This is a genomic window from Streptomyces sp. NPDC048671, from assembly GCF_055587045.1.
Genome location: NZ_JBVJHB010000008.1, coordinates 354,952 through 380,769, shown reverse-complemented (window position 1 = coordinate 380,769; position 25,818 = coordinate 354,952). Strand labels below are relative to the sequence as shown.

General features: G+C 71.0%; 28 protein-coding genes. 14 read left to right on the top strand and 14 right to left on the bottom strand.

What is annotated here, in order from left to right; translation table 11 throughout:
• Positions 1 to 544: 544 nt before the first annotated feature.
• Positions 545 to 925, top strand: a complete 381-nt coding sequence (locus ACZ6S6_RS18690; protein WP_469706296.1) for a DUF4259 domain-containing protein — start codon at positions 545 to 547, stop codon at positions 923 to 925.
• A 188-nt stretch (positions 926 to 1,113) separates the two neighbouring features.
• Here ACZ6S6_RS18690 and ACZ6S6_RS18685 read toward each other — a convergent pair whose 3' ends face one another.
• The 3 genes from ACZ6S6_RS18685 to ACZ6S6_RS18675 all read right to left on the bottom strand — a co-directional run bounded on the left by ACZ6S6_RS18685 (position 1,114) and on the right by ACZ6S6_RS18675 (position 3,243).
• Complete coding sequence (locus tag ACZ6S6_RS18685; protein ID WP_469706258.1) at positions 1,114 to 1,896, bottom strand: polysaccharide deacetylase family protein; 783 nt, start codon at positions 1,894 to 1,896, stop codon at positions 1,114 to 1,116.
• A 240-nt stretch (positions 1,897 to 2,136) separates the two neighbouring features.
• Positions 2,137 to 2,553 (bottom strand): hypothetical protein, encoded by a 417-nt coding sequence (locus tag ACZ6S6_RS18680; protein ID WP_469706257.1) that lies wholly within the window; start codon positions 2,551 to 2,553, stop codon positions 2,137 to 2,139.
• A gap of 309 nt (positions 2,554 to 2,862) precedes the next feature.
• On the bottom strand, positions 2,863 to 3,243 hold the full coding sequence (locus ACZ6S6_RS18675; RefSeq protein ID WP_469706256.1) for a MerR family transcriptional regulator: 381 nt from the start codon (positions 3,241 to 3,243) through the stop codon (positions 2,863 to 2,865).
• Between the two features lie 147 nt (positions 3,244 to 3,390).
• Between ACZ6S6_RS18675 and ACZ6S6_RS18670 the strand changes: the two genes are divergently transcribed.
• Together ACZ6S6_RS18670 and ACZ6S6_RS18665 are read left to right on the top strand one after the other, a co-directional pair.
• Positions 3,391 to 3,549 carry a hypothetical protein gene (locus ACZ6S6_RS18670; RefSeq protein ID WP_469706255.1) on the top strand — a complete coding sequence of 53 codons (159 nt, stop codon included), beginning with the start codon at positions 3,391 to 3,393 and terminating at the stop codon, positions 3,547 to 3,549.
• Positions 3,550 to 3,564: 15 nt separating this feature from the next.
• Entirely contained in the window at positions 3,565 to 4,521 is a 957-nt protein-coding gene (locus ACZ6S6_RS18665; RefSeq protein WP_469706254.1) for an alpha/beta hydrolase family protein, read from the top strand.
• An 87-nt stretch (positions 4,522 to 4,608) separates the two neighbouring features.
• On the opposite strand, the gene ACZ6S6_RS18660 is transcribed toward ACZ6S6_RS18665, so the two are convergent.
• From ACZ6S6_RS18660 to ACZ6S6_RS18650, 3 genes are all read right to left on the bottom strand, one after another.
• Entirely contained in the window at positions 4,609 to 5,310 is a 702-nt protein-coding gene (locus tag ACZ6S6_RS18660) for a hypothetical protein (protein ID WP_469706253.1), read from the bottom strand.
• Between the two features lie 66 nt (positions 5,311 to 5,376).
• A complete protein-coding gene (locus tag ACZ6S6_RS18655; RefSeq protein WP_469706252.1) occupies positions 5,377 to 6,657 on the bottom strand; it encodes a family 16 glycosylhydrolase in 1,281 nt (426 codons plus the stop codon).
• A gap of 144 nt (positions 6,658 to 6,801) precedes the next feature.
• A complete protein-coding gene (locus tag ACZ6S6_RS18650) occupies positions 6,802 to 7,950 on the bottom strand; it encodes an ROK family transcriptional regulator (RefSeq protein ID WP_362958408.1) in 1,149 nt (382 codons plus the stop codon).
• Positions 7,951 to 8,109: 159 nt separating this feature from the next.
• Between ACZ6S6_RS18650 and ACZ6S6_RS18645 the strand changes: the two genes are divergently transcribed.
• The 4 genes from ACZ6S6_RS18645 to ACZ6S6_RS18630 are packed head-to-tail and all read left to right on the top strand — an operon-like array spanning position 8,110 to position 12,435.
• Positions 8,110 to 9,411, top strand: coding sequence for an ABC transporter substrate-binding protein (locus ACZ6S6_RS18645; RefSeq protein ID WP_469706251.1), 1,302 nt, complete (start codon positions 8,110 to 8,112; stop codon positions 9,409 to 9,411).
• Positions 9,404 to 10,348 carry a carbohydrate ABC transporter permease gene (locus ACZ6S6_RS18640; RefSeq protein WP_362958403.1) on the top strand — a complete coding sequence of 315 codons (945 nt, stop codon included), beginning with the start codon at positions 9,404 to 9,406 and terminating at the stop codon, positions 10,346 to 10,348. Before ACZ6S6_RS18645 ends, ACZ6S6_RS18640 begins: the two co-directional genes overlap by 8 nt.
• A gap of 1 nt (position 10,349) precedes the next feature.
• Positions 10,350 to 11,156, top strand: a complete 807-nt coding sequence (locus tag ACZ6S6_RS18635) for a carbohydrate ABC transporter permease (protein WP_469706250.1) — start codon at positions 10,350 to 10,352, stop codon at positions 11,154 to 11,156.
• A gap of 13 nt (positions 11,157 to 11,169) precedes the next feature.
• Positions 11,170 to 12,435 carry a Gfo/Idh/MocA family protein gene (locus ACZ6S6_RS18630; RefSeq protein ID WP_362958397.1) on the top strand — a complete coding sequence of 422 codons (1,266 nt, stop codon included), beginning with the start codon at positions 11,170 to 11,172 and terminating at the stop codon, positions 12,433 to 12,435.
• A gap of 312 nt (positions 12,436 to 12,747) precedes the next feature.
• Here the strand turns inward: ACZ6S6_RS18630 and ACZ6S6_RS18625 are convergent, their stop codons facing one another.
• Entirely contained in the window at positions 12,748 to 15,840 is a 3,093-nt protein-coding gene (locus tag ACZ6S6_RS18625; protein WP_469706249.1) for an FG-GAP repeat domain-containing protein, read from the bottom strand.
• A 290-nt stretch (positions 15,841 to 16,130) separates the two neighbouring features.
• On the opposite strand from ACZ6S6_RS18625, the gene ACZ6S6_RS18620 reads away from it, so the two are divergent.
• Both ACZ6S6_RS18620 and ACZ6S6_RS18615 read left to right on the top strand, forming a co-directional pair.
• On the top strand, positions 16,131 to 17,249 hold the full coding sequence (locus ACZ6S6_RS18620; RefSeq protein ID WP_469706248.1) for an NADH:flavin oxidoreductase: 1,119 nt from the start codon (positions 16,131 to 16,133) through the stop codon (positions 17,247 to 17,249).
• Positions 17,250 to 17,418: 169 nt separating this feature from the next.
• Positions 17,419 to 18,972 carry a hypothetical protein gene (locus ACZ6S6_RS18615; RefSeq protein WP_362958516.1) on the top strand — a complete coding sequence of 518 codons (1,554 nt, stop codon included), beginning with the start codon at positions 17,419 to 17,421 and terminating at the stop codon, positions 18,970 to 18,972.
• 15 nt (positions 18,973 to 18,987) lie between these two features.
• Here the strand turns inward: ACZ6S6_RS18615 and ACZ6S6_RS18610 are convergent, their stop codons facing one another.
• The 3 genes from ACZ6S6_RS18610 to ACZ6S6_RS18600 form a co-directional block, all read right to left on the bottom strand.
• The gene (locus ACZ6S6_RS18610) at positions 18,988 to 19,224 is read right to left on the bottom strand and encodes a helix-turn-helix domain-containing protein (RefSeq protein WP_362958389.1); all 237 of its coding nucleotides are present in this window, start codon (positions 19,222 to 19,224) and stop codon (positions 18,988 to 18,990) included.
• Positions 19,224 to 19,811, bottom strand: coding sequence for a DUF2975 domain-containing protein (locus tag ACZ6S6_RS18605; protein ID WP_362958386.1), 588 nt, complete (start codon positions 19,809 to 19,811; stop codon positions 19,224 to 19,226). The genes ACZ6S6_RS18610 and ACZ6S6_RS18605 overlap by 1 nt, the downstream gene beginning before the upstream one ends.
• An 81-nt stretch (positions 19,812 to 19,892) precedes the next feature.
• Positions 19,893 to 20,336 (bottom strand): ATP-binding protein, encoded by a 444-nt coding sequence (locus ACZ6S6_RS18600; protein WP_362958383.1) that lies wholly within the window; start codon positions 20,334 to 20,336, stop codon positions 19,893 to 19,895.
• 243 nt (positions 20,337 to 20,579) lie between these two features.
• Here ACZ6S6_RS18600 and ACZ6S6_RS18595 point away from each other — a divergent pair, with 243 nt between their 5' ends.
• Both ACZ6S6_RS18595 and ACZ6S6_RS18590 read left to right on the top strand, forming a co-directional pair.
• The gene (locus ACZ6S6_RS18595) at positions 20,580 to 21,443 is read left to right on the top strand and encodes a helix-turn-helix domain-containing protein (protein WP_469706295.1); all 864 of its coding nucleotides are present in this window, start codon (positions 20,580 to 20,582) and stop codon (positions 21,441 to 21,443) included.
• A complete protein-coding gene (locus ACZ6S6_RS18590) occupies positions 21,440 to 21,661 on the top strand; it encodes a DUF397 domain-containing protein (protein ID WP_469706247.1) in 222 nt (73 codons plus the stop codon). The genes ACZ6S6_RS18595 and ACZ6S6_RS18590 overlap by 4 nt, the downstream gene beginning before the upstream one ends.
• A gap of 81 nt (positions 21,662 to 21,742) precedes the next feature.
• Here the strand turns inward: ACZ6S6_RS18590 and ACZ6S6_RS18585 are convergent, their stop codons facing one another.
• The 3 genes from ACZ6S6_RS18585 to ACZ6S6_RS18575 form a co-directional block, all read right to left on the bottom strand.
• A complete protein-coding gene (locus ACZ6S6_RS18585) occupies positions 21,743 to 22,336 on the bottom strand; it encodes a GNAT family N-acetyltransferase (RefSeq protein WP_469706246.1) in 594 nt (197 codons plus the stop codon).
• Between the two features lie 83 nt (positions 22,337 to 22,419).
• Entirely contained in the window at positions 22,420 to 23,160 is a 741-nt protein-coding gene (locus ACZ6S6_RS18580) for a peptidoglycan recognition protein family protein (protein ID WP_469706245.1), read from the bottom strand.
• A 67-nt stretch (positions 23,161 to 23,227) separates the two neighbouring features.
• The gene (locus tag ACZ6S6_RS18575) at positions 23,228 to 23,971 is read right to left on the bottom strand and encodes a polyprenol monophosphomannose synthase (protein ID WP_362958371.1); all 744 of its coding nucleotides are present in this window, start codon (positions 23,969 to 23,971) and stop codon (positions 23,228 to 23,230) included.
• Positions 23,972 to 24,253: 282 nt separating this feature from the next.
• On the opposite strand from ACZ6S6_RS18575, the gene crcB (ACZ6S6_RS18570) reads away from it, so the two are divergent.
• Genes crcB (ACZ6S6_RS18570) through crcB (ACZ6S6_RS18560) form a run of 3 tightly spaced genes read left to right on the top strand, consistent with a single transcriptional unit; the run spans position 24,254 to position 25,388 of the window.
• Positions 24,254 to 24,670 carry a fluoride efflux transporter CrcB gene (gene crcB, locus ACZ6S6_RS18570; protein WP_469706244.1) on the top strand — a complete coding sequence of 139 codons (417 nt, stop codon included), beginning with the start codon at positions 24,254 to 24,256 and terminating at the stop codon, positions 24,668 to 24,670.
• Positions 24,667 to 25,017 carry a DUF190 domain-containing protein gene (locus ACZ6S6_RS18565; RefSeq protein WP_469706243.1) on the top strand — a complete coding sequence of 117 codons (351 nt, stop codon included), beginning with the start codon at positions 24,667 to 24,669 and terminating at the stop codon, positions 25,015 to 25,017. The genes crcB (ACZ6S6_RS18570) and ACZ6S6_RS18565 overlap by 4 nt, the downstream gene beginning before the upstream one ends.
• Positions 25,014 to 25,388, top strand: coding sequence for a fluoride efflux transporter CrcB (gene crcB, locus ACZ6S6_RS18560; protein ID WP_362958362.1), 375 nt, complete (start codon positions 25,014 to 25,016; stop codon positions 25,386 to 25,388). Before ACZ6S6_RS18565 ends, crcB (ACZ6S6_RS18560) begins: the two co-directional genes overlap by 4 nt.
• A gap of 76 nt (positions 25,389 to 25,464) precedes the next feature.
• Here crcB (ACZ6S6_RS18560) and ACZ6S6_RS18555 read toward each other — a convergent pair whose 3' ends face one another.
• Positions 25,465 to 25,776 carry an SCO5918 family protein gene (locus ACZ6S6_RS18555; protein ID WP_207317954.1) on the bottom strand — a complete coding sequence of 104 codons (312 nt, stop codon included), beginning with the start codon at positions 25,774 to 25,776 and terminating at the stop codon, positions 25,465 to 25,467.
• Positions 25,777 to 25,818: the final 42 nt, after the last annotated feature.

Genomic DNA, 25,818 nt, shown 5'->3' with positions numbered 1-25,818 from the left:
GCTTCTTACCCTGCACGACGAGGAGTTGGCGTCCGAGCAGGACGAACAGCGACGCCGGAACCTGCGGGACACCCGGGACTGGTTGGCGGCCGGCAACCCGATCGATCCGCGTGACTCCCCAATGCGTTCGTACGACGCCGTACGTGCCGAACTCCCTGCCCTGCGCCCCTTCCTGGACGCCCAGGACGGCCTCGTACGCTGGGCCGCCGCCACGGCCCTCGCGCAGACCGCCCGCAGCGGCGGCGCCGCACTCGACGACCGGGCCGTCGCCGTACTCGCTGCCACGGCCCCCGCGCCCGTACCCGCGACCGACTTCGGCGGGGGCGACTTCCACGGTCACACCGCCGACGTTCTGCTCGCCCTTCCGCCCTCCCCCACCGCACGCGCCGCGGTCGCCGCCTGTCCGCCGTCCGTCAGCGCGTCACAACGGGCGTCCATGGCGAAGGCGGTTCTGCCGGACCTGTTCCGCGGCCGGTCCCGGCTGTCAGTGCCCTCTGCTGTGATGGCGGACGGAAACGACGACGCACGACGCGGAGGCGGAACAGTGGGCACGTGGGGCGCGGGCAACTTCGACAGCGACACGGCGGCCGATCATCTCGCGGAGCTGGCCGACCGGCTGGTGACCGAGGTGACGGAGGCGATGGCCGGCGATCCGGTGGAGCTCGAACCGGACGAGTACTGGGGCGTGACCGTCCCCTGCAACCTGGAGCTGCTCCTCCTCCTGGACCGGCAGGGATGGGTGGGCCCGGCCCTCCCGCCGCCCGAGGTGATCCGGACCTGGCAGAAGACGTTCCTGGCGGTGTGGGAGCGGACGATCGACGGCCTGGAGCCGAATCCCGCGTACAAGGACGAGCGCAGGGCGGTACTCAACCAGACGTTCGAGCGCCTGGCCGAGGCGTCGGCGGCAACGGCTGCGGCGGAGTAGAGGCGTCCGGACACTGCACGGGGCGAACGCGACCCAACAGCTCCGCCGCGCCGGTCCGCTGAGTCCGCCGCACCATATCGGCGTCAGCCCCAACGCCGTGCTGAACGACGTGACCATGCCGTGAAGAGGGGCAGGCCCTCTTCGGCGACCTCCACCGTGCCGCGTCCGGTGGTGGAGGAGAGCCTCGCTTACCGCACGGGGAAGCCGAAGGAGTATCCCTGCTGCCTCAGCCAGGGCAGTACCTGGCGCAGAGCGGCCAGGGTCTGGGAGCGGTCCCCGCCCGCGTCGTGGAAGAGGACGGTCGGCCCGTTGGAGATCTCGCTCTTGACGGTGGCGACCATGGTGTCCACACCGGGATGCTCGAAGTCCTTGGTGTCGACGTTCCAGCCCAGCGGCCGCATCCCCCGGGACGCGGCGAGGTGCCGGCTGTACGGGGTGAAGGCGCCGCCCGGAGCCCGGTAGTACTGCGGCCGGACGCCACCGGACGCCTTGGTGATCATGCGTTCGGCGTCCAGGATCTCCTGGGACTGGTACGCCTCGGACTTGGTGTCCATGGCGGTGTCGTGCGAAACGGTGTGGTTGCACAGCCGGTGGCCACCCGCCACGACCGCCTTGACCAGGTCCGGGTACGCCTGGGCCTGCGTGCCCACCATGCAGAACGTGGCCTTCACACCGCTGTCCTTCAGCAGTTGCAGCACCTGCGGCGTCCAGGTCGGGTCCGGTCCGTCGTCGATGGTGATGTTGACGCCCTTGGCGCCGCGGTCCGAGGCGTGCGCGATGTCCTCCGCCACCTTGGCCGCCTTCCCGTCCTGGGCCCGGCCGTCCGGCGAGGAGACACGCGCCTGCGGCTGCCGCCCTCCGGCGGTCTCGGCCTGCGCGGTCCACACCGAGGTCGCGGCGGCCAGCGCCGTCACTCCGAGTGCCGCCCCCAGAAGCCGGCTGTGCCATCCCCTTCCCTTGTGCTTCGCCATGTCCGCCCGCCCCTTTTGCCGTCTCCGCCGATGCCGTGCACCCATCAAGACACACGAACGCCCCCACAAGATCCCTCGGTTACCGATCGCGGACAAATCTGCAGGGGGCCGGCGACATTCGGAGGAGTTCCGCGACAGGGAGACAGGGACGGGCATCAACCAGCTAGCCGCTGTCCGGACGCGGATGGCCACGCGGGTCTGATCGCCGCGTCCGGGACGCCCTGTTCCGCGCGACGGCCCTCAGTCCTCGGGCTGCGCCGTCATAACGGTCTGCGTCTCGGGTGAACGCGTCTCGGGTGAACGCGTCGCGGATGTCGGTGTCTCGGGTGATTGCTTTACGCCCGGTGCTCGCCGCACCACGGCGATGGATACCGCCCCCAGCGCACAGGCGATGCCGGCCACGAGGTAGGCGAGGTGGTAGCCGGTGAGCCGGCCGTCGCTGGTCGCCGCCACGAGGACCATGACCGCCACTCCGACGCTGGCGCCGATCTGCTGTGCCACGACATTCACCGCGCCGGCGACCGCGTGCCGTTCCGGCTGGACGCCGATAAGCGCGGCGGACATCATCGAGGGGAAGTTCAGCCCCTGGCCGATACCGCTGATGACGAGGCCGGGCAGCACGTACAGCGCATAGCCGCCGTGGTGCGGTGTGGCCATCCACAGCGCTGTTCCCCCGCCGATCAGGACGAGCCCGACAGACGGGCCCTCGCCCCGGCTTCGTCCGGTCGTCCGGGGTGCGCGGCCCCGGCGGTGGCCACGGTGCGTAAGCCGGACGCGTGGGCGTCGGCCAACTCCCCTTTGTGGTTCATGCATTTCATGCCGAGCAGCTTGCGATGCCACTCGCCCACTGTCCAGGCCACCCCGACTTACCGGCCATGGCGTCCGGACCGTCGCGCTCCCGGAGAAGCGCAAGACAGCGAACCAGTCACTCGGGGTGGGGTGTAGCCCTGGCCGCGCCGTGCGGGTCTATGCGTTCGCGTCCCGTGGGCAGGGGGCGCCGGTGTGCATGTTGGAAGAGGCTCCGCCGATAACGGAGTCGAGCCTGTCCCGGGTATGGGTGAGATCCGCGATGCGCCGGTCGAGGTGGTCGCGTTCCGTGGCCAGGCGCTGGAGGAGTTCAGGGGTGGCCTTGCCGTCGATGACGCAGGGCGTCAGCTCGGCGATGGCCTTGCTGCTCAGTCCGGCGGCGTACAGCCGGCGGATGAGGCGGATCCGGTCCACGGCGGTTTCTGCGTAGTGGCGCTGGCCGCTGCCGCTGCGCTCGGCGGTGAGCAGGTTCTGTTCCTCGTAGTACCGCAGGGCCCGGGTGGTGACGCCCGTACGGCGGGCGAGTTCCCCGATCCGCATGCCCACCCCTTTCCGCGTGTTCCGCATCACACGCCCTTGCCCTTCACGTCAACGTCAGGTTTTACCGTAGCCCAGGTGCCCCGATGGCGGGCGAATGATCCCGTTAGATCCCGTATCGGGATGAGTCACACGACGAACGGAGTGTCCATGAGTCAGGACACCGCACCGGCCCGGCGGGTGATCGGCGTCGAGGAGCACGCCCGGACCCCGGAACCGCGTCGCGTCCTTCTCCGGTGGGGCGGTGACGCGGTGCGCCGCCACCCCGACCGCTTCGCGGCTTTCGCCACGCTGCCCGTCAACCCCTGAAAGGCAGACACACACATGACCACGCACCACATCACCGGCCTCACCGGCCTCACCGGCCTCACCGGCCCCGCCCCCACTGCGACGGTATCCGTCAGGCCGCTCGTGCTGAGCGCACCGCAGCGCGGCGAGGACCTGCACGTCCGCATCACCGCCCCCACCGCCGGCACGCGCCTGCCCGTCGTGCTCTTCGCCCACGGCTTCGGCTCGGACCTGGACGGCTACGCCCCGCTGGTCGACCACTGGGCGTCCGGCGGCTTTGTCGTCATCCAGGCCACCCACCTGGACTCCAAGCGGCTCGGCCTGCCGGCCGATGACCCTCGCCGGCCCCGGATGTGGCGCTACCGCGTACAGGACATGCGGCACATCCTCGACGAACTCAACACCCTGGAGGCGGGCGTGCCGGGCCTGGAAGGCCGCGTCGACCACAGCCGCGTCGTCGCGGCCGGGCACTCCTTCGGCGGCCAGACCGCCGGCATCCTGGTAGGCCTGCGCGTCATGGACCCGCAGACCGGTGCCGCCGAGGACCTGTCCGATTCCCGGGTCATGGCCAGCGTCCAACTGGCCACCGCGGGCAAGGGCGGCGACGAACTGACCCCCTTCGCTCACGACAACCTTCCCTGGTTGCGCGATCAGGACTTCTCCCATATCACCGCCCCCGGCCTCGTCGTCGCCGGAGACAAGGACGACCTCCCGCTCTCCACCCGGGGACCGGCCTGGACGGCCGACCCCTACACCCTCAGCCGCGGCGACAAGAGCCTCCTGACCGTCCACGGCGGCGAGCACTTCCTCGGCGGCATCTCCGGCTACCAGGCAACGGAGACCACCGACGAGAACCCCGACCGGGTCGCCCTCGTCCAGCAGGTCACCCTCGCCTACCTGCGCCACGTCACCGGAATCGACCTCACTGGCTGGAAGAACGCCCAGACGGTTCTCACGGGCGGCCACCCGCTGGGACGCCTCCAATCCAAGTGACCCCGCCACCCGCAGCCGCGTGTCCTCCTTGAGCGAGCGCGACGGGTGCAGGGCGCCGGCAGGCGGGGCGGCCGGGCGCCCCTTCCCTCAGGATGATTCCGGGCGCGGAGCCGTCTTCGTCAGGGGGCTCTTCCGGATCGCTGTGATCCTCCACTTCCCGTCCTGCTTGGCCAGGCTCACGCTGCGGTGCTGGGTGTACGGGGTGTTCAGGGCGAAGCCGCCCTTCTTCAGGTAGCCGGGGGTGGCGGCCGTGAACTCCATGACCGTGTCCATTTCGGCCTTGGCCGTCGCCCGGTCCTTGTAGAGCGTGGAGCGGTACCAGGCGGTCTTCACCTGGTGGGTGGTCAGCCGGTTGGTGCGGTAGAGGGCCGTCAGCTGCCGGTCGTACCCCTGGGCCTTGAGCTGCTTGGTGAACTCCGGCGTGTAGAAGGCGAATTCATTGTCGGCGCTGCTCGTGCCGTCCGCGAGGGTCCGGTGGTCGCGGTTGTCGGTGGCCGCCGAGTGCAGGGCGACGGTCCTGCGGACGGCGGTGACATCCGGGTCGTCGTCCGGCAGCGACCTGATGGTGTCGCCCCGGTCGTCGATGAGCGCCCAGAGGGAGCGGCCCGCCGGGCCCGTGGGCGGACCCCCTTGCGGGGTGCGGGCGGCCGGGGCGGTGGCGCCGGCGGGGGTCGGCGCGTGTGCCGGGGCGGAATCGCAGCCGCTCAGCACGAGGACCAGGGCGGCGGCGAGGGCGGCCGGGAGAGCGGCACGGGAAGCAGCGGGGGCGGGGGCTGTGGGCTGGCGCATCGGGTCGCTTCCAGGAGGGAGGCGGGCGCGCCCCACGGCGGGGCGCGCCCGGAGGTCAGGCGGGGGTCAGAGGGCGGGTTCGCGCGTCCACTGGCTGGCCCAGTACGTCGCGGGCACGGAGCCGTACTGGACGGATCCGGTGGCGCCTTCCGTGTGCATGTACTGGCCGGTCTGACGGTTCTTGAAGCGGATGCGGCCGTCGGCGTTCTCCTCGGTCCACTGGCCGCTCCACCAGGTGGCCGGGAACGTCCCGTACTGGACGGTGCCGGTGGCGTCCTCCGTGTTCAGGTACTCCCCGGTGGCCCGGTTCTTGTAGCGGTAGTGGCCGTCGGTGGATTCCCGGGCCCACTGCGAGGTCAGGTCGGTGGCCGGCACGTCGCCGTACTGGAGCCGGCCGGTGCTGTCCTTGATGTGCATGTACTGGCCGGTCTCGCGGTTCTTGTACCGGTCGTACGTCTGCGGGTAGCCGCCGTCCTTCTTCCAGACCCGCAGGTAGTCGACGTTCCACGACTTGGGCCAGACGTCGTTGTGCTGGCCGGACCCGGCGTCGGTGTACAGGCCGAGGATCATGCCCATGGGCATGTTGGGTGCGTCGTTGATGGTCTTGAAGAGCTGGTTGTCGTAGTAGAACTTCAGCTCGGTCGGGGTCCACTCCATGCCGTAGACGTGGTATTCCTGCGTCGGCTTCCCGCTGGGCACCGGGTCCTCGGAGGAGTTCCAGGAGCCGAGGAAGTCGGGGTCTCCCCAGCCGTAGGCGGCGATCCGCCAGGTTTCGGGCTTGCTGAAGAACGTCTCGATGAAGTCGATCTCGGAGTTGGCCGAGGCGCTGGAGGTGTCGTCGGTGCCGACCAGCCAGAGCGCCTGATGGCCCCCGCCGCCGACGTTCGAGAACTTCGCCCGCGTCTCGAAGTAGCCGTACTGGGTGGAGTATCCGTCGAACTTCGGCTCGTGGTGGTCGTTCGGCATGTCGTAGTTGAAGCGGTGCCACCAGTCCTGGTTGAAGGTCTGGATGCTGGAGATCTTCACCGTGCCGTCGTACTGGGGGTTCCAGGCCGGGGTGTCCGGGTCCAGGCGCTCGGTGAGCACGCCGTCGGCGACGGTGTAGCGCGCCTTGGCGTTCTCCCGCTCCGGGGTCCAGTGGGGCAGGTAGTACGGCAGCCACTTGTCCTCGTCGAGCGAGGTGCCGTCGAACTCCTCCTGGAAGTCCATGGTGTAGCCCGGCTTCGCGACCGGGCTGGGCGGGAAGTCGGCTGCGTGGGCGCTCTGTCCGCTCAGCGCGGTGCCCATGAGGCAGAGTGCGGAGGCCATTACGCCGGTGAGCAGGGTCCGCAGGGGACGACGTCTCACAGTTGCTCCTTAGGGGATCTTTCATGGCTCTTTCGAAGGTAACTTTCCTTCGAAAGCGTGCCCGCAATGTGCCGGTGAGCCCCGGGGGCTGTCAATGCCTTGCCCACGCCTCGCGCCATGCCTCGGGTCAGAGGTGACCTCGGGTCAGGAGTGCAGGACCCGGTCGACGGTCACCCGCATGCCGGCGCGCACCAGATCGCGCGCGGCCTCCACCCCTCCGACGCTCACCACGTCGTCCACCAGGGCCGTCAGGGCGAGCGGGGGCGCCTCGTAACAGATCTCCGCCAGCCGGCTCCGGATCGGATCGAGCACCACGGCACCGGACTTGGCCAGGCCGCCGCCCAGCACGATCAGCCGAGGGTCGACGGCCAGCACCATGGCGCCGATGCCGTTCGCGAGGGTGCGGGCGTAGGCGTCGACCGCGGCCCGCGCCGCCGGGTCCCCGTGCGCCGCGCGGGCGAAGGCGAGCGCCCCCGCCTCCTCCTCGCTGTCGCGCGGCGAGCCGGACGCCGCGAAGAGCTTCGCAGGGGCGTCCTGCCAGCCCAGCTCGGGGTGGCGCCCGATCTCGCCCGCCGCCCCGGTCCGCCCGGTGAACGGGAGCCCGTCGACCAGTACGCCCACGCCGAGCCGGCTGCCCATCTGCACGTAGAGGATGTCGGGGGTGCCCTGGGCCGCGCCGATCCGGTGCTCGGCGAGTGCGGCCAGGTTGGTGTCCTTCGCCGTCACCGCCGGACAGCCCAGCCGGTCGCTCAGTTCACGGGTGAGCTCGACACCCGTCCAGCCGGGGATGGCGACGCTCAGGCGTACGGTTCCGGCGCTGTCGACGATGCCCGGCGTACCAGCGCCCACGGCCCACAACGGGGTTTGCGGCGTGGGGAGTTGCTCGCGAACGAGCGCCACCGCCGCGTCGATGCGCCGTTCCGGGGTGTCCTCGGCGAGCAGCGGCGCGTGCGCCGTCACGGCCGATTCCCCGGCGAGGTCCGTCACCCGCGCCCAGACGCCGTCCACGTCGAAGCGGAGTCCGGCGAGGCGGCCCGCGTTCCGGTCGAAGGCGTAGCGCTGGGCGGGCCGCCCCCCGGTGCGGACCGTGTCCTGCCCGTCCGGCTTGAGCAGCCCGGCCTCCAGCAGGGCGGTCGCGATGCCACGCACGGTCGGCCGGGAGAGCCCGGTCACCCGCGAGAGCGCGTTGATCGTCAACGGGACGCCGTCGTACAGGAGATGAAGCACCCGGCTGGTGTTCAGATGCCGGAGGGAGCTCTGGTCGCCGCCGGGCGGGACCTCTGCGTCGCTCATCGAATCCCCTTGCCGGTCCCTGCGTGCCGGGACGGACTCTGTGTGACTTGCGCCACTTTGATAGAAAACTTTCTTACTAAACCTCGGATACACGGCTAGTGTCCCGACTCGTCATCCTGCCACATGGCGCCTGCGCCTTACCCGAAAGCGATCAACCCGATGAAGCTCAGAACAATGCTGGCCGGGACCGTGTTCGTGGTGCTCTCCGCGACCTCCTGCGCGCCGGGCGCCGGCAGCGACGCTCCGGCCGAATCCACCGGCCCCGTCAAGACCGGCGTGCCCAAGGAGAACGTGACCCTGAGGCTGGTCTCCACCCCGGAATCGGGTGCGGCCGTCAAGACGATCATCGAGGCGTTCGAGGCCAAGCACCCCAACGTGCAGGTCAACTACCAGGACACCAACTACGACGACTACAACAAGAGCCTCAACCTCTCCCTCTCCTCCGACCAGTCGCCGGACATCGCGCTGCTGAACTCCGTGGGCACCACCGTCAAGGACCACCTCGTCCGCGACCTCTCGCCCTACGCGAAGGCGTACGGCTGGGACACGACGTACGCGAGCACCCAGCTCAACCAGTGGCGGGTGGCCGCCGACGGTTCCACGCTCGGCGAGGGCAAGCTCTACGCGGCGCCCGCCGGATTCTCGCTCGTCGGCGTCTACTACAACAAGGCGAAGGCCGCGGAGCTCGGCATCTCCAAGCCCCCGGCCACGATGGAGGAGTTCGAGGCCGCGCTCGCCAAGGCCAAGAAGGCGGGTGAGACGCCGCTCCAGCTGGGCAACGCCGAGGGCCACGCCTCCTTCCCGATCCAGCTCGCCGGCCAGTCCGCGGACGGGGCCGAGGCCGCCGCGAAGTGGACCTTCGGGCACAAGGACACCACCTTCGACACCGCGGGCAACCGGGCCGCCGTCACCAAGGTCGGCGAGTGGGCGAAGAAGGGCTACCTGCCCAAGAGCGCCAACGGCACCGACCTGCAGACCGCGACCGACAAGTTCTCCAAGGGCGAGGGCCTGTTCTTCGTCGACGGGAACTGGGACGCCGCGAAGATCGGCGCGAAGCTGGGCAAGGACGCCGGGTTCTTCACCTTCCCCGGTGAGCACGCCACCGCCATCGGCACGTCCGTCGCGTACGCCGTCTCCACCCGTTCCAAGCACCCCGACGCGGCCGCGGCCTTCCTGGACTTCCTGCACTCGCCCGAGGCGTCCGCCGCGCAGTTCAAGGCCGGCTTCATGCCCGCGGACATCAAGGCGGCCAAGCCCGAGAAGGGCACCGTGATGACCGACATCGTCGCCGCCTGGGCGAAGGTCAACGCCGAGAACGGCCTCGTGGGCTTCAACAACAACGCCACCGCCACCATGAACGACAAGCTCACCGCCGGCACCCAGGAACTCCTCGCCGGCAAGACCGACACCCCCGGCTTCATCAAGGCCATCCAGGGCGAGTGGGCCGCCACCCATGGCTGATGTACTCGTCGGCGGCGGGCGGGTGGCCAAGGACGCCACCCGCCCGGTGCACGCGGCGAGGCCGTCCGCCAACCGCGCGGGGCGGCACCGTCTCGTCCCGCTCCTGTACGTCCTGCCGGCCTTCGCCTTCTACGGCGCCTTCGTCATCGCACCCTGGGCGCACAGCGTGTGGCTCTCGTTCTGGAACTGGAACGGCGTCGGCGTCGCCACCTGGGCGGGCCTCGACAACTACACGGCGGTCTTCAGCGAACCCGCCCTGCGCAGCGCCCTGCTCCACGCGTTCGTCTTCATCCTCTTCTACACCCTGATCCCGGTGAGCCTCGGGCTCGTGCTGGCCGCGCTGGTGGCCTCCGTGCCCTGGCGGGCGATGCCGGTGATCCGTACCGTCATCTTCCTCCCCCAGGTCCTCCCGCTCGTCGCCGTAGGCGTCGTCTGGAAGTGGATCTACAGCGAGGACGGGCCGCTCAACCAGCTCCTGCGCGCCGTCGGCCTCGGCGACTTCACCCGGGCCTGGCTCGGGGACTTCTCCTGGGCCCTGCCGACCGTGGGCCTCATCGGCACCTGGGTCTCCACCGGCCTCTGCTTCCTGCTGCTGCTCTCCGGCATCGGCAAGATCGACCCGTCGCTCTACGAGGCGGCCTCCCTCGACGGCGCCGGCCGGCTGCGCCAGTTCTGGCACATCACGGTGCCGGGCCTGCGCAAGGAGATCGGCGTCGCCTGCACCGTCACGGTCATCGCCGCCCTCGCGGGCTTCGACGTCGTGTACGTCATGACGGGCGGCGGACCCGGCTACTCGACCATGGTCCCCGGCGTCCAGGTCTACCAACTCGTCTTCACCGCGGGCCGGGTGGGCACCGCCTGCGCGCTCGCCACCGTGCTGTCCGTACTCACCTGCGCGGTCATGTACGTCCTGAACAGGCTCACCCGGGAGCGATGAAATGTCCAAGCACCTGCCCCGGCTCGTCCTGATCCTGGCCGCCGCGTCGGTTCTCTTCCCCTTCCTCGCGCTCTTCAGCGCCGCCCTCCAGCCCCAGACCGAGCTGTCACCGGGGCTGAAATGGCCGTCCGACCCCCAGTGGGGGAACTTCGCCACCGCCTGGACCACCGCGGGCTTCGGCTCGCTGCTGAAGTCGAGCGCCTTGATCGCGCTCGGAGTCGTACCGATCGCCCTGATCCTCGCGACGCTCGCCGGATACGGCCTGGCGGCCATGCGGCTGCGCGTCAAGGGACCCCTGTTCGCGATCCTGATGCTGGGCATGGCGCTGCCGTACGAGGCGATCGTCATCCCGCTCTACTACGACCTGCGGTCCGTGGGCCTGCTGAACACCTACTGGGCGGTGATCCTGCCGCTCATCGGTCTGTTCATGCCCTTCGGCGTCTACTGGATGCGCACCCACTTCGAGTCCCTGCCGCAGGAGCTCACCGAGGCCGCGGCGGTCGACGGCGCGGGCAGCTGGCGGACGCTGACCAAGGTGCTGCTGCCGACCGCGGGACCGGCGCTCACCACGCTCGGCCTGCTGTATTTCATGTGGTCCTGGAACCAGTTCCTGCTCGCCCTTGTCCTGATCCAGGATCCGGCGATGCGCACCGCGCCATCCGGACTCGGCAAGTTCGTCCAGCAGTTCGGCCAGAACATCCCGCTGCTGTCCGCCGGCACCATCATCGTGATCACGCCGATCGTCCTGCTCTACCTCTTCTTCCAGCGCCACTTCATCAAGGGCATCCTCCAGGGTGCCGTCAAGTAATGAGGACTTTTCCGTGACCGTCACTCTGGCGATCGTCGGCGCCGGGGCCCGGGGGGCCTCGTACGCACGCATCGCAGTCTCCGAGGGCCTGGCGACCGTCACCGCCGTGGCCGACCCCGACCCCGTCCGACGACAGGCCCTGGCCGAGGAGTTCGGCCTCCCGGAGGCCAACGTCTTCCAGGACTGGGCCGCGCTCGCCGCCCGGCCCAGGCTCGCCGACGCCGCCGTCGTCGCCACCCCCGACCGGCTGCACGCCGACCCGGCCGTGGCGCTGGCCGACCTCGGGTACGCCCTCCTGCTCGAAAAGCCGATGGCACCGTCCGAGGCGGACGCCCGCCGCATCGTCGAGGCCTCCGTACGCAACGACATCCTGCTCGGCGTCTGCCATGTGCTGCGCTACACCGCGTACTCGGTGAAGCTGAAGCAACTGATCACCGAGGGCCGGATCGGCGACATCGTCAGCGTCGAGCATCTGGAGCCGGTCGGCTGGTGGCACCAGGCCCACTCCTACGTACGCGGTCAGTGGGCGGTCGAGGCGCAGTCGTCCTCCATGCTGCTGGCCAAGTCGAGCCATGACATCGACTGGCTCGGCCACCTCGTCGGCCGCCCCGTCGAACGGGTCTCCTCCTTCGGCGGCCTGCACCACTTCCGGCCCGAGAACAAGCCCGAGGGCGCGGGCGACCGCTGTGTCAGCTGCCCCGTCGAACGCACCTGTGTGTACTCCGCGGTCCGTATCTACGAGCGGTTCCTCGGGGACCCGGTGTACGAGCAGTGGCCGCTCGGCGTGCTCACCGACGACGTCTCCCCGGCCGGACTGCACACCGCGCTCGCGGAAGGGCCCTACGGCACCTGCGTCTACGCGGGGCACAACGACGTGGTGGACCACCAGGTCGTGAACCTGGAGTACGAGGGCGGGGTCACCGCCTCGTTCACCATGACCGCCTTCACGGCCCTCGACTTCCGCAAGACCCGGATCTTCGGCACCCACGGCTCGATCGAGGGCGACGGGCGCCGGATCACGCTGCACGACTTCCTCACCGACACCCAGGAGACCTTCGACCTGGACCCGGACGGCGGGGCGTCGGCCGCCGACGGACACGGCGGCGCCGACACCGAGCTCCTGCGGGCCTTCGTCGCGGCGGTCGCCAGCGGGGACCGTTCACTGGTGGGTTCGGGGCCGTACGAGACCCTGGAGTCCCACCTGGTCGTCTGGGCCGCGGAACGGGCCCGGCGGGACCGGACGGTCGTGCGGATGGAACCGGCCGCCACCCGGTCCTGACCCGCCTCCCGCTCAGCGCCGCCCCGGTACGCCCCGAAGGCGTACCGGGGCGGGCGTCATTCCGGCCGTCGCGCAGTGTGCACGGTCCGCCGTCACCAGGTCACCGGCAGGGTGCGCGGGGCCCTGGTGGTCTGCCCGGTCCGCCAGCGCGGCGGACCGGCGGCGCGCAGGCCCGGCAGGCGCCCGGCAGAAAGTGACCCACCGGAAGCGTCTTCCCCCAGCGGGCGGTCCACTCCCTGTCGAGGTCCGGCAGGGCGCGGCCAGCCGGTGACGCCATGGGCAGCTCCCGAGGACGGCCCCGGTCCCGGGTCATCAGTACAGGCCCTTGTAGGCGCTCCAGCCACTCGTGCCGATGGTCACCGGGCCGGCGAGGGTGCCGGCCGCGGTGCTGCTGTGGCGGTACAGCTTGCCCGTGGTGTCCCGGGCCACGATGTCGGGGCGGCCGTCACCGGTGATGTCGCCCATGCCGACCACCGTCGTGTACGAGGCGCCCCAACCGGAGGCGATCCGCACGCGGGAGGTGACGGCGCCGGCGGCCTTGCCGTAATAGCGCCACAGGCCACCGGACTTGTCGACGCCGAGCAGATCGCCCCTGCCGTCACCGTTGAGGTCGCCGGCTCCGACGATCTTCGAGTACAGCTTCCAGTTCGTTCCGATCCGGACCTTGGTCGCCAGCCGGTGGGTGGCCGTTCCGGCGTAGAAGTACATGTCCCCGGTGGTCGTCTGACGGGCGATCATGTCGATGAATCCGTCACCGTTCACATCGCCGGGTGAGGTGAGGACGTCGTACTGCGCCCAGCCCGAGCCGATGACCGTGTACGGCGACGAGGCGGACACGGTCACGCCGCAGCCCGGCCGGTACGCGCGCAGCTCGTTGCCCTGGCGCACGAGCACGTCGTCGCAGCCATCCCCGTCCGTGTCCCCGAACGGGACGAGCAGCGCGGTGGCCGGGAACTTGGCACCCGTCGCCGCCTGCCGCGCGCGCAGGCCCCCGGTACCGGTGCCCTGGTAGGAGTACACGAGTCCGGCGGAGTTCAGGGCCAGCAGCTCGCCGAAGCCGTCGTCCCCGATGAGGTCCCGCCACACGTCCGCCCCGCCCTTGAGCCGCACCGTGCCGGTGACGGACAGGGGGGCGCCCAGCCCGTCCTGCGGTGCGACGGAGAGCGACCAGTCGTAGCGCCCGTTCGGGAAGAACGCGTTGCCGGGGCGGGACGGGTCGACGCCGTGCCAGCCGGCCCGGAGTGCGCCCTGCGCGGCGCCGCCCCGCACCGTGTCGACGACCTTGCCCGTGATCCCGCTGCGCACGGTGAGAGTCCACTGCGCGGAGGGCTTCGACAGCAGGACGTCCGTGAGCGCGCCCGGGGTGGCGTCCGGCCCGGTCGCCGTCACGGACGTGGCGTTCTCCGCCCGCGTCAGGAGCCGCAGAGGCTGCGCGGTCGCCCCGGACGGCACCAGGTGCACCCGCTCCTGGGTGTCCACGTACGCGGCGTTCGTACCGGACTTGTCCACGGTCCAGCGGACATCACGCTGCGAGACCCCGGTGTCGGGCAGCGCCCCGATGTCACGGCCGACGGCCTTGCCGCCCGTGACCGTGGTCAGGGTCAGCCGGCCCGCCGCCTTGTCGTGCGTGACGACGAAGCCGTCACCGAGGCCCGCCTCGCCGGACGGCACCGGCAGCGACTTCTTCGCCGTCCGGTCGTACACCCCGGCCCTGCCGCCGGGTCCGCAGCTCCAGTACAGCCAGCGGCCGACCGCCTGCAGTTCCTCCGGGACGCAGCCCGCGTCGGTGGTGAGGGCCGCCGTCGCCTTCCTCGTACTCAGGTCGAAGCCCGTGATGCTGCCCGGAGTGCTTCCGGCGGTCAGCAGCACGTCGTCCCACAGGGCGGCCGCGCCCTTCGGGCGGGTCACGGGGCCGGCGGAGTCGTCGAGCCGGTACACGTACTGCTGGTCGGTACCCGCGTAGATCACGTAGTCACCGGACACGTCGGTGATCCGGCCGCCGGCGGGGACGGCGCGGTCGTGGAACCCGTTCGGGCCGTGGACCCGGAGCCGGTCGTCGTCCGACGGCTGCCCCCGTTCCAGCCAGGCGATCCGCCCGTCGGCCGTGCCCCGGACCGTGGAGCAGCCGGCATCCGGGTCCGGGCATTGAGCCATGACCACGTCGGGCTTCGTGAACGTGGAACGTGCGCCGAACTCGGGGATGCCGGTGGTGGCGACGGTCCGCAGATAGGCGCCCCGCCGGCCGCTGCTGGGGTCGGCCACGACGAGCCTGCCCTGTTCCAGGGACAGGCCCTGGATCCCGACGACCGGCTTGGGGAGCGGCTTGACCTGGGTGACGACGGGCCTGCCGTCGGCGCCGGGAGCAAGGCGCTGGATGCCCCAGTCCTCAGCGGTCGTGCGGCCCACCACCACCGCGGATCCGTCGGGCGCCGAGGAGACGCCGGGGTTCGACGAGGCGACGACGGTGACGCTCTCGCCGCCGGTCAACGGCTGGGCCAGGATCGCCGTACCGGGACGGTGGACCAGCCATTCACCGACGAGGGCCAGGTCGTTGGCGGGGTTCCTGACGTCGGGGCCGCCCAGCGTCAGCTCGGCCGGGGTCGCCGACAGGTCGGAGCGCGGCAGCACCAGCACCTTCGGGTTGCTGGGGAAGTACAGGACGACATGGTCCTTGGACATTCTCGCCAGGACGTTCGCCACGGGGATCGGCTGCGTCCAGCTCTGGACCCGGCCGGTCTCCCGGTCGACGGCCACCATCCGGCGCGTGTCGTCCCACTGGGCGACGAACAGCAGACTGCGGGCGTCCGCCGCGCGGGGCAGCGCCAGCCTCAGGCCTGCGGGCATGCCGCTGACCGTCACGTCACGCGTGGTGCCATCGGGATTCGGGGTGAGCAGGTGGATGACCCGCATCGACAGCCCGTCGTCCGAGGTGCCGTGCCTGAAGGCGACGACCGTGGTGCCGTAGACATCCATCAACTGCAGGCCGTCCGGCACCTGGACCGTTTCCGTGGTGCCGCCGGCCGCGTCCCACAGCACGATCCGGTCGCCGTCGTCGCGCGCCAGGACATCGGTGCCCGTCCCCCGGCCCCGCACGGGAACCGGGCCTGCGGGCACGGGGGTGGAGCTGCCGTCCGCGTAACGCGTCCAGACCAGGCCCGTGCGGCCTTCCAGCTGGTGGAAGACCCCCTCGGCCCCGGCCCCGTCGGTCCCCGACTGCGTGCCGGCGTAGAACATCGACGCCGACTCATGGGTATCGCGCGTGGCAGCCGGCACCACGGTCTCCTGCGGTGTGTCAGCCGCCGAGGCCGACTGCGGCATCGGCCCCACCGACAGACCCGTCGCCACCACGACCGCGACCCACGCCCCGACCGTCCTGCGTGGACGCACGAAAACACGACGACTCATCTACCAGACCCTCCCCAGGACCCACGAGGGAATGCGCACCGTCACACGTGCCGACCCGGCCCCCAGCCGGCGCATCTCCCCCAGAGGTCGCCCATCGTATAGCCGTTCCCCCGGGGCTCGGCAGGCGTGCGTCGCACCGTTGGACCAACGACATCGCCCGGCCGTCGCGGCACTCCCGGGAGACCTTGACCACATCGGGACCGGAACGGGGATGCCACGGCCGCGCCCCGATGTTGGCGACCGGTGGACTCCCCGAGCCTATGAACCCGAGCCTATGAAGAGGACATGAAGTGACAGACGTGACCGCCGGCCGTGCAACGGACACCCTCGCGCGCCCCTTCTCGGCGCGCGGGCTCACCTCGCGCAACAGGATCGCCATGGCGCCGATGACCCGGCAGTTCTCCCCGGGCGGTGTCCCGGACCAGGACGTGGCGGACTACTACGAGCGGCGGGCCGCCGGCGGTGTGGGGCTGATCATCACCGAGGGCACCTACGTCGACCACGCGTCCGCGGGCACCAGCGACCGGGTCCCTCGGTTCCACGGCGAGGACGCGCTCGCGGGCTGGGCGGACGTCGCGGACTCCGTGCACCGGGCGGGCGGCGCGATCATCCCGCAGCTGTGGCACGTGGGTGTCACGCGCGCCGAGGGGGCCCCGCCGGTGGTGGACGCGGAGCCGGTCGGGCCCTCGGGCGTGTCCCTGGCGGGTGAGCCCAAGGGCCGCGCCATGACGCAGCAGGACCTCGACGACGTCATCGCCGCGTTCGCCGGCGCCGCGGCCGCCGCCGAGCGCCTCGGCTTCGACGGTGTCGAACTGCACGGGGCGCACGGCTACTTGATCGACCAGTTCCTGTGGTCCGGCAGCAACCGCCGCACCGACGCGTACGGCGGCGACATCGTCGCGCGGACCCGGTTCGCGGCGGAGATCGTGGCGGCCTGCCGCGCGGCCGTGTCGGACGCCTTCCCTCTCTTCTTCCGGATGTCCCAGTGGAAGATGGACGCCTACGAGGCGAAGCTCGCACAGACCCCGGAGGAACTGGACACCCTGCTCACGCCGTTGGCCGAGGCCGGTGTCGACGTCTTCCACGCGTCCACCCGCCGCTACTGGCTGCCCGAGTTCGACGGCTCCGACCTGAACCTCGCCGGCTGGGTGAGGAAGATCAGCGGCAGGCCCACGGTCACCGTCGGATCGGTCGGCCTGGACGGTGACTTCTTCAGCGCCTTCCAGGGCAACAGCTCCGAGGTCACCGGCATCGACCAGCTGCTGGACCGGATGGAGCGCGACGAGTTCGACATGGTCGCCGTCGGCCGTGCGCTGATCGCCGACCCCGAGTGGGCCGCGAAGACCCTCGACGGGCGCACCGGTGACATCACGCCGTTCGGCGCGGAGATGCTGAAGACCCTGCGCTGACCCGGCGGCCGCCTCGGCCCTTGTCCGGCATGGTGCAAACGGGAGGCCCTAGGGTTGCCGGGTGGGTGTCAGCGGGGAAGTGCGAGCGAGTACGAATGACGTCGGCGATCGGCTGAGGGGCGACCGGGACGGGGAACCGGCCGCCCCGCCGTGGTGGCGGCGGCAACGCGTGCCGCTCGTCGCCGTGGGTGTCGTGGTCCCGCTGTACGTCGTGTGGGCGCTCGTCCTGGCCACCGGCGGCGGCGACCTGGCCGCGCAGCTCGCCTGGTCGGGATTCACCGCGCGCCACCCGGGTTCGGCGTACAACCTCTCCTGGTACGGCGGGATCCACACCGCCGGCTACAGCGTCTTCTCCTCCTACCTGATGGCCTTCCTCGGCGTCCGGACGGTCTCCGTGGCCGCCGGGATCGCCGGCTCGTGGCTCATCGCCGTGCTGTTCGTACGCACCGGGATGCGCCGGCCGCTCGCCCCCGCGGTCCTCGCCTCGCTCGCCCTGTGGTGCAACGTCGCGTCGGGGCGTACGACGTTCGCGCTCGGCGTCGCGATCGGGCTCGTCGCCTGCCTGTACGCCCACCGCGTCGTGGTCCCCGTCGTGGCGGGGGCGCTGGCGGCGATGGCCAGTCCGGTCGCGGGGCTGTTCCTCGTGGTGGCGGGGGCGGCGTACCTCCTCGACCGGCAGTGGCGGAGGGGCGTCGTCCTGATCGTCCCGTTCTTCGCCGTCGTGGGGACCGTCGCGCTGCTCTTCCCCGGCGGCGGCGAGCAGCCCATGCACAGCGGCCGGCTGTGGATGCCGCTCGTCGTCTGCGCCGCGCTGGCCGTCGCGGCGCCGCCGGGGCGCGAATGGCGCGTGCCGCGTTACGGCGCCGTGGTGTACGCCGTCGGCGTGCTCCTCGTCTTCTTCGTCGCCTCCCCGATCGGCACGAATGTCGAGCGGCTCCTCGGTCTCGTCGCCGTCCCGGTGCTGCTCGCGGCGCTCCTGGCGCTCGTCCGGGAGAAGGACTGGACGCGCACCGTCGTGATCGCCGTGGCTCTCGGGCTGTCCGCGAACTGGCTGGCCGACAAGACCCTGGACGACCTGAGGGTCTCCGACCACAAGCCGTCCTGGGCCGCCCGCACGGACGGCGTCGTCGGCGAACTGCGCCGCCTGAACGCCGATCTCACCCGTGTGGAGGTCGTCCCCGCCCGCAACCACCGGGAGGCGACCGTCCTGGCCCGCCACGTGAACATGGCGCGCGGCTGGAACCGCCAGCTCGACGTGGAGCGGGGGCGGCTCTTCTACGACGGGACGCTGTCCCCGGCCACCTACCGTGCCTGGCTGGACCGTTGGGCCGTGGGGTACGTCGTGCTGCACCACGGGAAGCCCGACGGCCCCGCCGAGGCGGAGGCGGCCCTGGTGCGGAGCGGGCTGCCCTGGCTGCGGCGGGTGTGGCGGGACGACGGCTGGAGCGTCTACCGGGTGCGGAACGCGGTGCCTCTGGTGCCGGCGCCGGCCTCGGTCGTGAGCGGCAGCGAGGCCGATCTGGTGGTCCGGGTGCCGGAGGCGGGCTCGGTGACCGTACGGCTCGCGTACTCGCCGTGGCTGCGCGCGCGCCAGGTCGGCGGGCGCGGCACCGGTGGCTGCCTGCGGCAGGACGGCGACTGGACCCGGCTCACCGTGCCGAGGGGCGGCACCTACCGGCTGGACTCGGCCTACGGGCTGTCGCGCGACGGCGGCGGCTGCTGAGCCGGGGCCGGACACTCACTGGGCAGGCTCCGCGGGCTCGTGGGTGATCAGGTCGCCCGGCCGGCAGTCGAGGACGTCGCAGATCTTCGACAGGGTCGAGAAGCGGATGGCCTTGGCCCGCCCGTTCTTGAGCACGGACAGGTTGACGACGGTGATGCCCACCCGCGCGGACAGTTCGGTGAGTGTCATACCGCGCTCGACCAGGAGCCGGTCGAGGTGGATGCGGATCGAGTGGAGTTCCTCTTCCGGCATCAGATGGTCCCTTCGAGGTCCTCTCGCATGCGTACACCCTCGCGCATGATCTTCCCAAGGATCACACCGGCGAGGCCGGCGAGCACGAGCACCAGCGGTCCGGAGACCGCCGGCCCGGAACCCACGACCGGCGCCATGCTCCCGACGAGCCAGGACTGCGACCACCCGACGACGAGCCCGGCCAGCGGTGTGCCCACGGTGACGAACCAGCCCAGAGCGGTGAGCCGTCGGGCCACCGCCTCGGTGAACGGCCCCTGCCGCAGCACGGCCGTCAGCAGCCGGGAGAAGAGCAGCAGCGCGAGGGCGCCGAACAGCAGCCAGGGCAGTTCGCCGCCCAGGTCGGCCGCGCGCTGCCCCACGGAGGGGCTGTCCTGGCAGAGCCGCGTGAGGCTGCCCGACGCGTCCACCCCCTTCGCGACCGGCAGGCCGTCCGGCGCCAGCCGGGCATTGGCCCAGAAGCCCGTCTCCACGCAGACCGCCCCGTCGTCGAGCATGCGCGTGATGCCCGTACCGAGGAAGGCGAGTCCGCTGAGGATGGCCAGCCCGAAGGTCACCGAGGCCAGTGCGCTCGTGAGTCGCGTGTTCATCGCACCCCTATCCATCGATTATCGATATGCTCACCCTAGAGGAGCATATCGATAATCGACAAGTACACGGTCGCGGCGCGATCACGGCACCTTCACCTCCGCCCACACCGCCTTGCCGAACGGGATGTCCTCGACTCCCCAGGCGCCGGGGCACAGTGCGTCAAGGATGATCAGGCCGCGCCCACGATCGCGCTGATGGGACACGGGCCGGAGCCGGGGGTGTCGGCGTACCGGGTCGTGCACCTCGACGCGCGTCCGGTTCTCGTCGGCGTCGAGCACGACGCGCACGGAGTCGCCGGGTTCGGTGCCGTAGCGGATTGAGTTGGTGACCAGTTCGCACGCGACCAGGGTGACTCCCTCGACGTAGTCCTCGGATACCCCCGGAACGTGGTACGAGACGAACGCACGCACGAAGTCCCGGGCAGCTTTGGCGGATTGGGGCTCGCCTGCGAGTAACAGAACGGGCGGCGGCCCAACGGGCGGTGCACAACATGCAGGCGAATCAGTCCACCACTGTTCGATCATGCGTGTCCCCTCACGGGTGGCCTTCGAAGCGCGCACGAGCGTTGTCGCACACTCCAAGAAGTTGCGATCTTTCGTCACAGCAGAGTGCCCGCTCGGCTACGTATTGTGCAAGCTTAATCGCAGCACTGTAGAAATTTACATCTATCGATAGGAGCTGAAACATCAGTGCGAAGTGCGCAGGTGACAGGCGATGAGCCGTCACGGCAGACTGTCGAGCACACCAGCAAAGGGGAGGGCAAAGAAGTGAGTGCGCCTACAGTGCGCCGTCGGCGCCTCGGTGCGAAGCTGCGCGCACTGCGCGGCGAACTCACCCTCGAAGAGGTCGCCGAGCGATCCAAGGGCCAGTTCGTCTACTCGAAGCTTTCGAGAATCGAGACGGCTCGCAGCGCGTCCAAGGCCAAGGACATCGACGCCCTGCTCGATCTGTACGCCGAGGTCGGTCGCGAGGTGAGTGACGAACTGCGTGCTGCCCTGCTGACGCTCACCAAAGAGGGCGCCCAGCGCGGCTGGTGGCACTCGTACCGGGGCGTTCTCACGCCCGTGTACGAGGATCTGATCAGCCTGGAGACCGAGGCGGAATCGATCTCGTCGTGGCAGCTCGGTGTGATCCCCGGCCTGCTCCAGACCGGCGAGTACGCTCGCGACATCATCCGGGCAACGGCCATGTCCGAGGCGGTCGAAGCGCGCGTCGACGCCCTGGTAGAGGTACGACTCGCGCGACAGGCAGTACTCACCCGCGAGGAGCCGCTCGCCCTGTGGACGATCATCGCCGAGCAGTCGCTGCGCTCCACCTCCGATACTGACGGCCTCATGCGTGAGCAGCTTGGCCGGCTCCTCACCGTGGGGAAGCGGCCGAGCATCAACATCCAGGTACTGCCCGCCAATGCTCCTTTGCACGTGGGGCAGTTGGGGAGCTTCACCGTTCTGGGCTTTGGCCCTCACGCAGACCTCGACGTGGTTCACACGGAGGGGCTGACCTCAGCCCTGTATGTCGAGGAACGCGAGCAGGTCGCCGCTCACCGGGATGCCTGGCAACGGCTGAGTGCCACCGCGCTTTCCGTTGAGGCGTCGGCGGACCTCATCACAGAGATAAGGAAAAGCACATGAGTCACATCCACGACGCCTCCCCCCTGCCTGTGACCTGGTGGAAGTCCTCGTACAGCGACAGCGGGGCGCAGTGCGTCGAGTGCGGCATCGTCGATTCCGGGACCGTGGCCGTCCGCGACAGCAAGGACCCGCACGGCCCCGCGCTGCTGTTCTCGCGCACGGCCCTGTCGTCGTTCGCCGCGGCCGCCGGCGCGGGCCGGTTCGACGCTGCGGAGTAGCGCGGGGGGCGGCGCTTTACATGGCAGCGCCCGGCTGGGACCAACCGGCCGGGCGCTTCCATGTACGGCGACGGCTCACCGTCAGAGCCACCCCGCCAGCCGGGCCTTCGCCTCCGGCCACTCGTCGGCGAGCAGCGAGAAGTAGACCGTGTCACGCCAACTGCCGTCGTGGCGGCGGCGGTGCCGCCGCAGCACTCCTTCGCGCCGGGCCCCGAGGCGTGCGATCGCCGCCTGGGAGCGCTCGTTGAGCTGGTCGGTCTTCAACTGCACGCGCCCCATGCCCAGTTCCTCGAAGGCGTGGGTGAGCAGGAGCAGCTTGGTCTCGGTGTTGACCGCCGACCGCCAGTGCGCACGGCCGTACCAGGTCCGGCCGATCTCCAGGCGCTCGTTGGCCACGTCGACGTCCATGTACGTGGTCCAGCCGACAGCCTGGCCGCTCGCGCGGTGGATCACGGCGAACGGGACGTACGCGCCCCGCCGTGCCGCCGCGAGCAGGGCCGCCAGCTTCTCGCCGAGCTCTTCCCTGGTGCGGGGCGTCGGTCCGCCCTGCCAGCGCCAGACCTCGTCGTCACCGCCGCCCGCGGCGAAGAGGCCGTCGAGATGGTCCGGGGCCAGCGGCTCCAGGCGGACGTGGTGGCCGGTCAGGGTCACGGGAAGCGGGGGCGCGGCAGACATGCCGGAACCCTAGCCCATTTCGAACTAGGCAGAAAATGAGTACGTACTAGTGCAATGATCCCCGGCGGGGGTGGCCCGGCCGTTCACCGCCCCTTGCGCAGAGCCGCCGTCGCGGCCCGGATCGCGGGCAGCGTGGCGTACAGCGCCTCGCCCGGACAGTCGGTCTGGTACGCGTCACGGTGGCCCGATATGACGTGCAGTACGGCGGCCGTGCCCTTCGGGAACCTGCTCGCGTCGTTCGTCGAGACCAGCCGCACCGTCCCGCGCGGATCGACGCCCGGCATCAGCTTCCACGCGGCCACCTTCGCCAGGGCCCGCACGAGGACCGGCGGCACCGTGGCCCCGCTTCCGTAGTCGCCCAGCACCGCGATGCCCACGCTGTCGGCGTTGAAGCCCGTGGTGTGCGCGCCGCGGACCGAGCGCCGGATGCCGCCCGCCCGGCCCTCGTAGATCGTCCCGCACCGGTCGACGAGGAAGTTGTAGCCGATGTCGTCCCAGCCGTTGCCCTCGATGTGGGACTCCTCCACCGCCCGCAGCATCCGCGGCACGTCCGCGCAGTCGTAGTCGTTGGACTCCCCGGTGTGGTGGATGAAGACCGCCCGCACCGGGCCCGTGTACACCGCCGGCTCCCTGACCATGCGCTCGTCCGCACGCCAGACCGCCCGGCTGACGATCGCCGGCTGCCGCGCCCCGTGCGGCACCGGGCGCGGCCGCCCGTGGGCGGCCGCCGACGCGGGCAGCGCGAGCCGCACCGGGGCGTCCCGCGGCACCAGCAGGGCGAGCGGGAGGACCGCGGCACCCAGCACGACTCGACGGGGCCACATGGGACCACCCTGCGGCCTCGCCGCCGGGCCCGCAGATGCGGTGGCCGATCGGGTGAACGGCCGGAGGTCAGCCCTTGTGCCGGCCCAGGAGCAGCTTCCACGGGGCGATCGCGGACTCGATCTGCACCCGCAGACCGAGCTTCGACTCACCGCTGACCCGCTCCTCGAACCGGATCGGGACCTCGACGATCCGCAGCCCGCGCCGGACCACGCGGTGGTTCATCTCCACCTGGAACGAGTACCCGTTGCTGCGCACCGAGGGGACGTCGATCGCGTTCAGCGCCGAGGCCCGCCACGCCTTGAACCCGGCGGTGGCGTCCTTCACCCCCAGCCGCAGGATCGCGTTGACGTAGAAATTCGCCCACGCGGACAGCGCCTTGCGGTGCCAGGGCCACTCCGTGGCGAGCGAGCCGCCCTCGACATAGCGCGAGCCGATCACCACCGCGGCGTCCTCGGCGAACAGCGTGTCGACCATGGCCGGCACCCTGGACACCGGATGGGAGAGGTCCGCGTCCATCTGGATCACCACGTCCGCGCCCTCGGCGAGCGCCCGCGCCATCCCCGCCACATAGGCCCGGCCGATCCCGTCCTTCTCCGTCCGGTGCAGCACCCCCACGACGCCCCCGGTCTCCGCGGCGAGCCGGTCGGCCACCTCGCCCGTGCCGTCCGGGGAGTTGTCGTCCACCACGAGAACGCGCAGACCGGGCAGGCCCAGGTCCGTCAGCAGGCCGACGAGGACCGGCAGGTTCGCCCGCTCGTCATAGGTGGGTACGACCACCACGATCCTCGGAGGCGTCTTCTCCACGGCCATTCCCTCGTGTCGGTCCTGTCGGTCCCTCGTGACACCGCGATCCGCGCGGACGGCCGCGCGAGCCTAACACCGGGGCCCTCCCCGCTCCGGGAGCCGCAACGGGCCCGGCACGCCCCATCGGGGACCGCGCGATAATCTGGAGGAAGCGGGGGCCGGTGACGGCCGCCGCGCGGCGGTGGGGCCCGCCGTACCCGAACCGCGGCCGCGATCGCGCCGCCAACGGTCCCTACTTGCGCACGAGCGCGCCCGCGTCCGGCGGGCGCCCCGGCAGGTAGGAGACGTGTGCCCACGAAGTCCCTGAACCCGCAGGCCCCGGTCGTCGCGGTGATCGCGCTCGGCGGGGCGACCGGCGCGTCCGCGCGCTACGGGGCGTCGCTGCTGTGGCCCACGGCGGGTGACGGGTTCCCGTGGACGACCCTCGTGGTGAACGTCATCGGCTGCGCGGTGATCGGCGTGTTCATGGTGGTGATCAGCGAGGTGTGGGCGGCCCACCGGCTGGTGCGGCCGTTCTTCGGCACCGGGGTGCTGGGCGGGTTCACCACCTTCTCCACCTACGCCGTGGACATCGAGCGCCTCGTCGACGGGGACCGGGCCCGCAGCGGCCTGGCGTATCTGGGACTGACACTGCTCGCGGCCCTCGCGGCGGTGTGGAGCGCGGTGTGGCTGACACGCCGCGTGCTGGCGTGGAGGCAGGCATGACGACACCGAGGACCGAACGCGCCCTGCGGCTGACCGTCCTGGTCGGGGAGTCCGACGGCTGGCACCACCGGCCGGTCTACGCCGAGATCGTGCACCGGGCGCACGCGGCGGGGCTGGCGGGCGCCAGCGTGTTCCGCGGGATCGAGGGGTTCGGCGCCTCCTCGATGATCCACACCCAGCGGCTGCTCTCGCTGAGCGAGGACCTGCCGGTGGCGGTGGTGATCGTGGACACCGAGGAGAAGGTGCGCGCGTTCCTGCCGCTGATCGAGGAGCTGACCGGCGACAGCCCGGTCGTCCTGGACGCCTGCGAGCTGGTGCGGCGGGGCGAACCGGAGGAGCCCCGGTGAACTGGCTGCTGGTGATCGCCGGCGCGGCGGTCGGCGCCCCGCTGCGGTACCTGACCGACCGGGCGGTGCAGTCCCGGCACGACACCGTGTTCCCCTGGGGAACGTTCACGGTGAACGTCACGGGCTGCCTGGTGCTGGGGCTGCTGACCGGTGCGGTGACGGCCGGCGCCGCCTCCTCGCACGTACAGCTGCTGCTCGGCACCGGGCTCTGCGGGGCGCTGACCACGTACTCGACCTTCAGCTACGAGACGCTGCGGCTGGCCGAGGACGGCGCACGGTTCTACGCGGCGGCCAACGTGGTCGCGAGCGTGGTGGCGGGCCTCGGCGCGGTGTTCGTCGGCGTCACGCTCGCCGAGGCGCTCTGGAGCTGACCGCCGCGGGACGTACGACGCACCGAGGCCCGGCTCCCCCGAGGGGGAGCCGGGCCTCGGCAGGTGGTGCGGTGGTTCAGGCGTCCTGTCCGGGGGTCCCCAGCGCGGCCGAAGCGGCCTCCATGGGGCTGAGCTCCACCGGAGCGGACGGGGCCGGTACGGACCGGCAGGTGAAGCCGAGACGCCCCAGCGCCCTGGTCACCTCACCGGCCGTGAAGTCGCGGCGGTCCTGCCGGGTGATCACTTCACCCACCTGCTTGACCGGATAGACACGACGGCTGATGATCACCGATTCCCCGGTGACGGGTTCGGGCTTGATGCCCTTCATCGAAGCCTCGACCTCATGCTTGAACAGGTCGAAGGGGAAGCGGGCGATGACGCAGCGCATAGTGCCTCAACGGGGTCGGGGGACGGAACCGGACGGGAACGC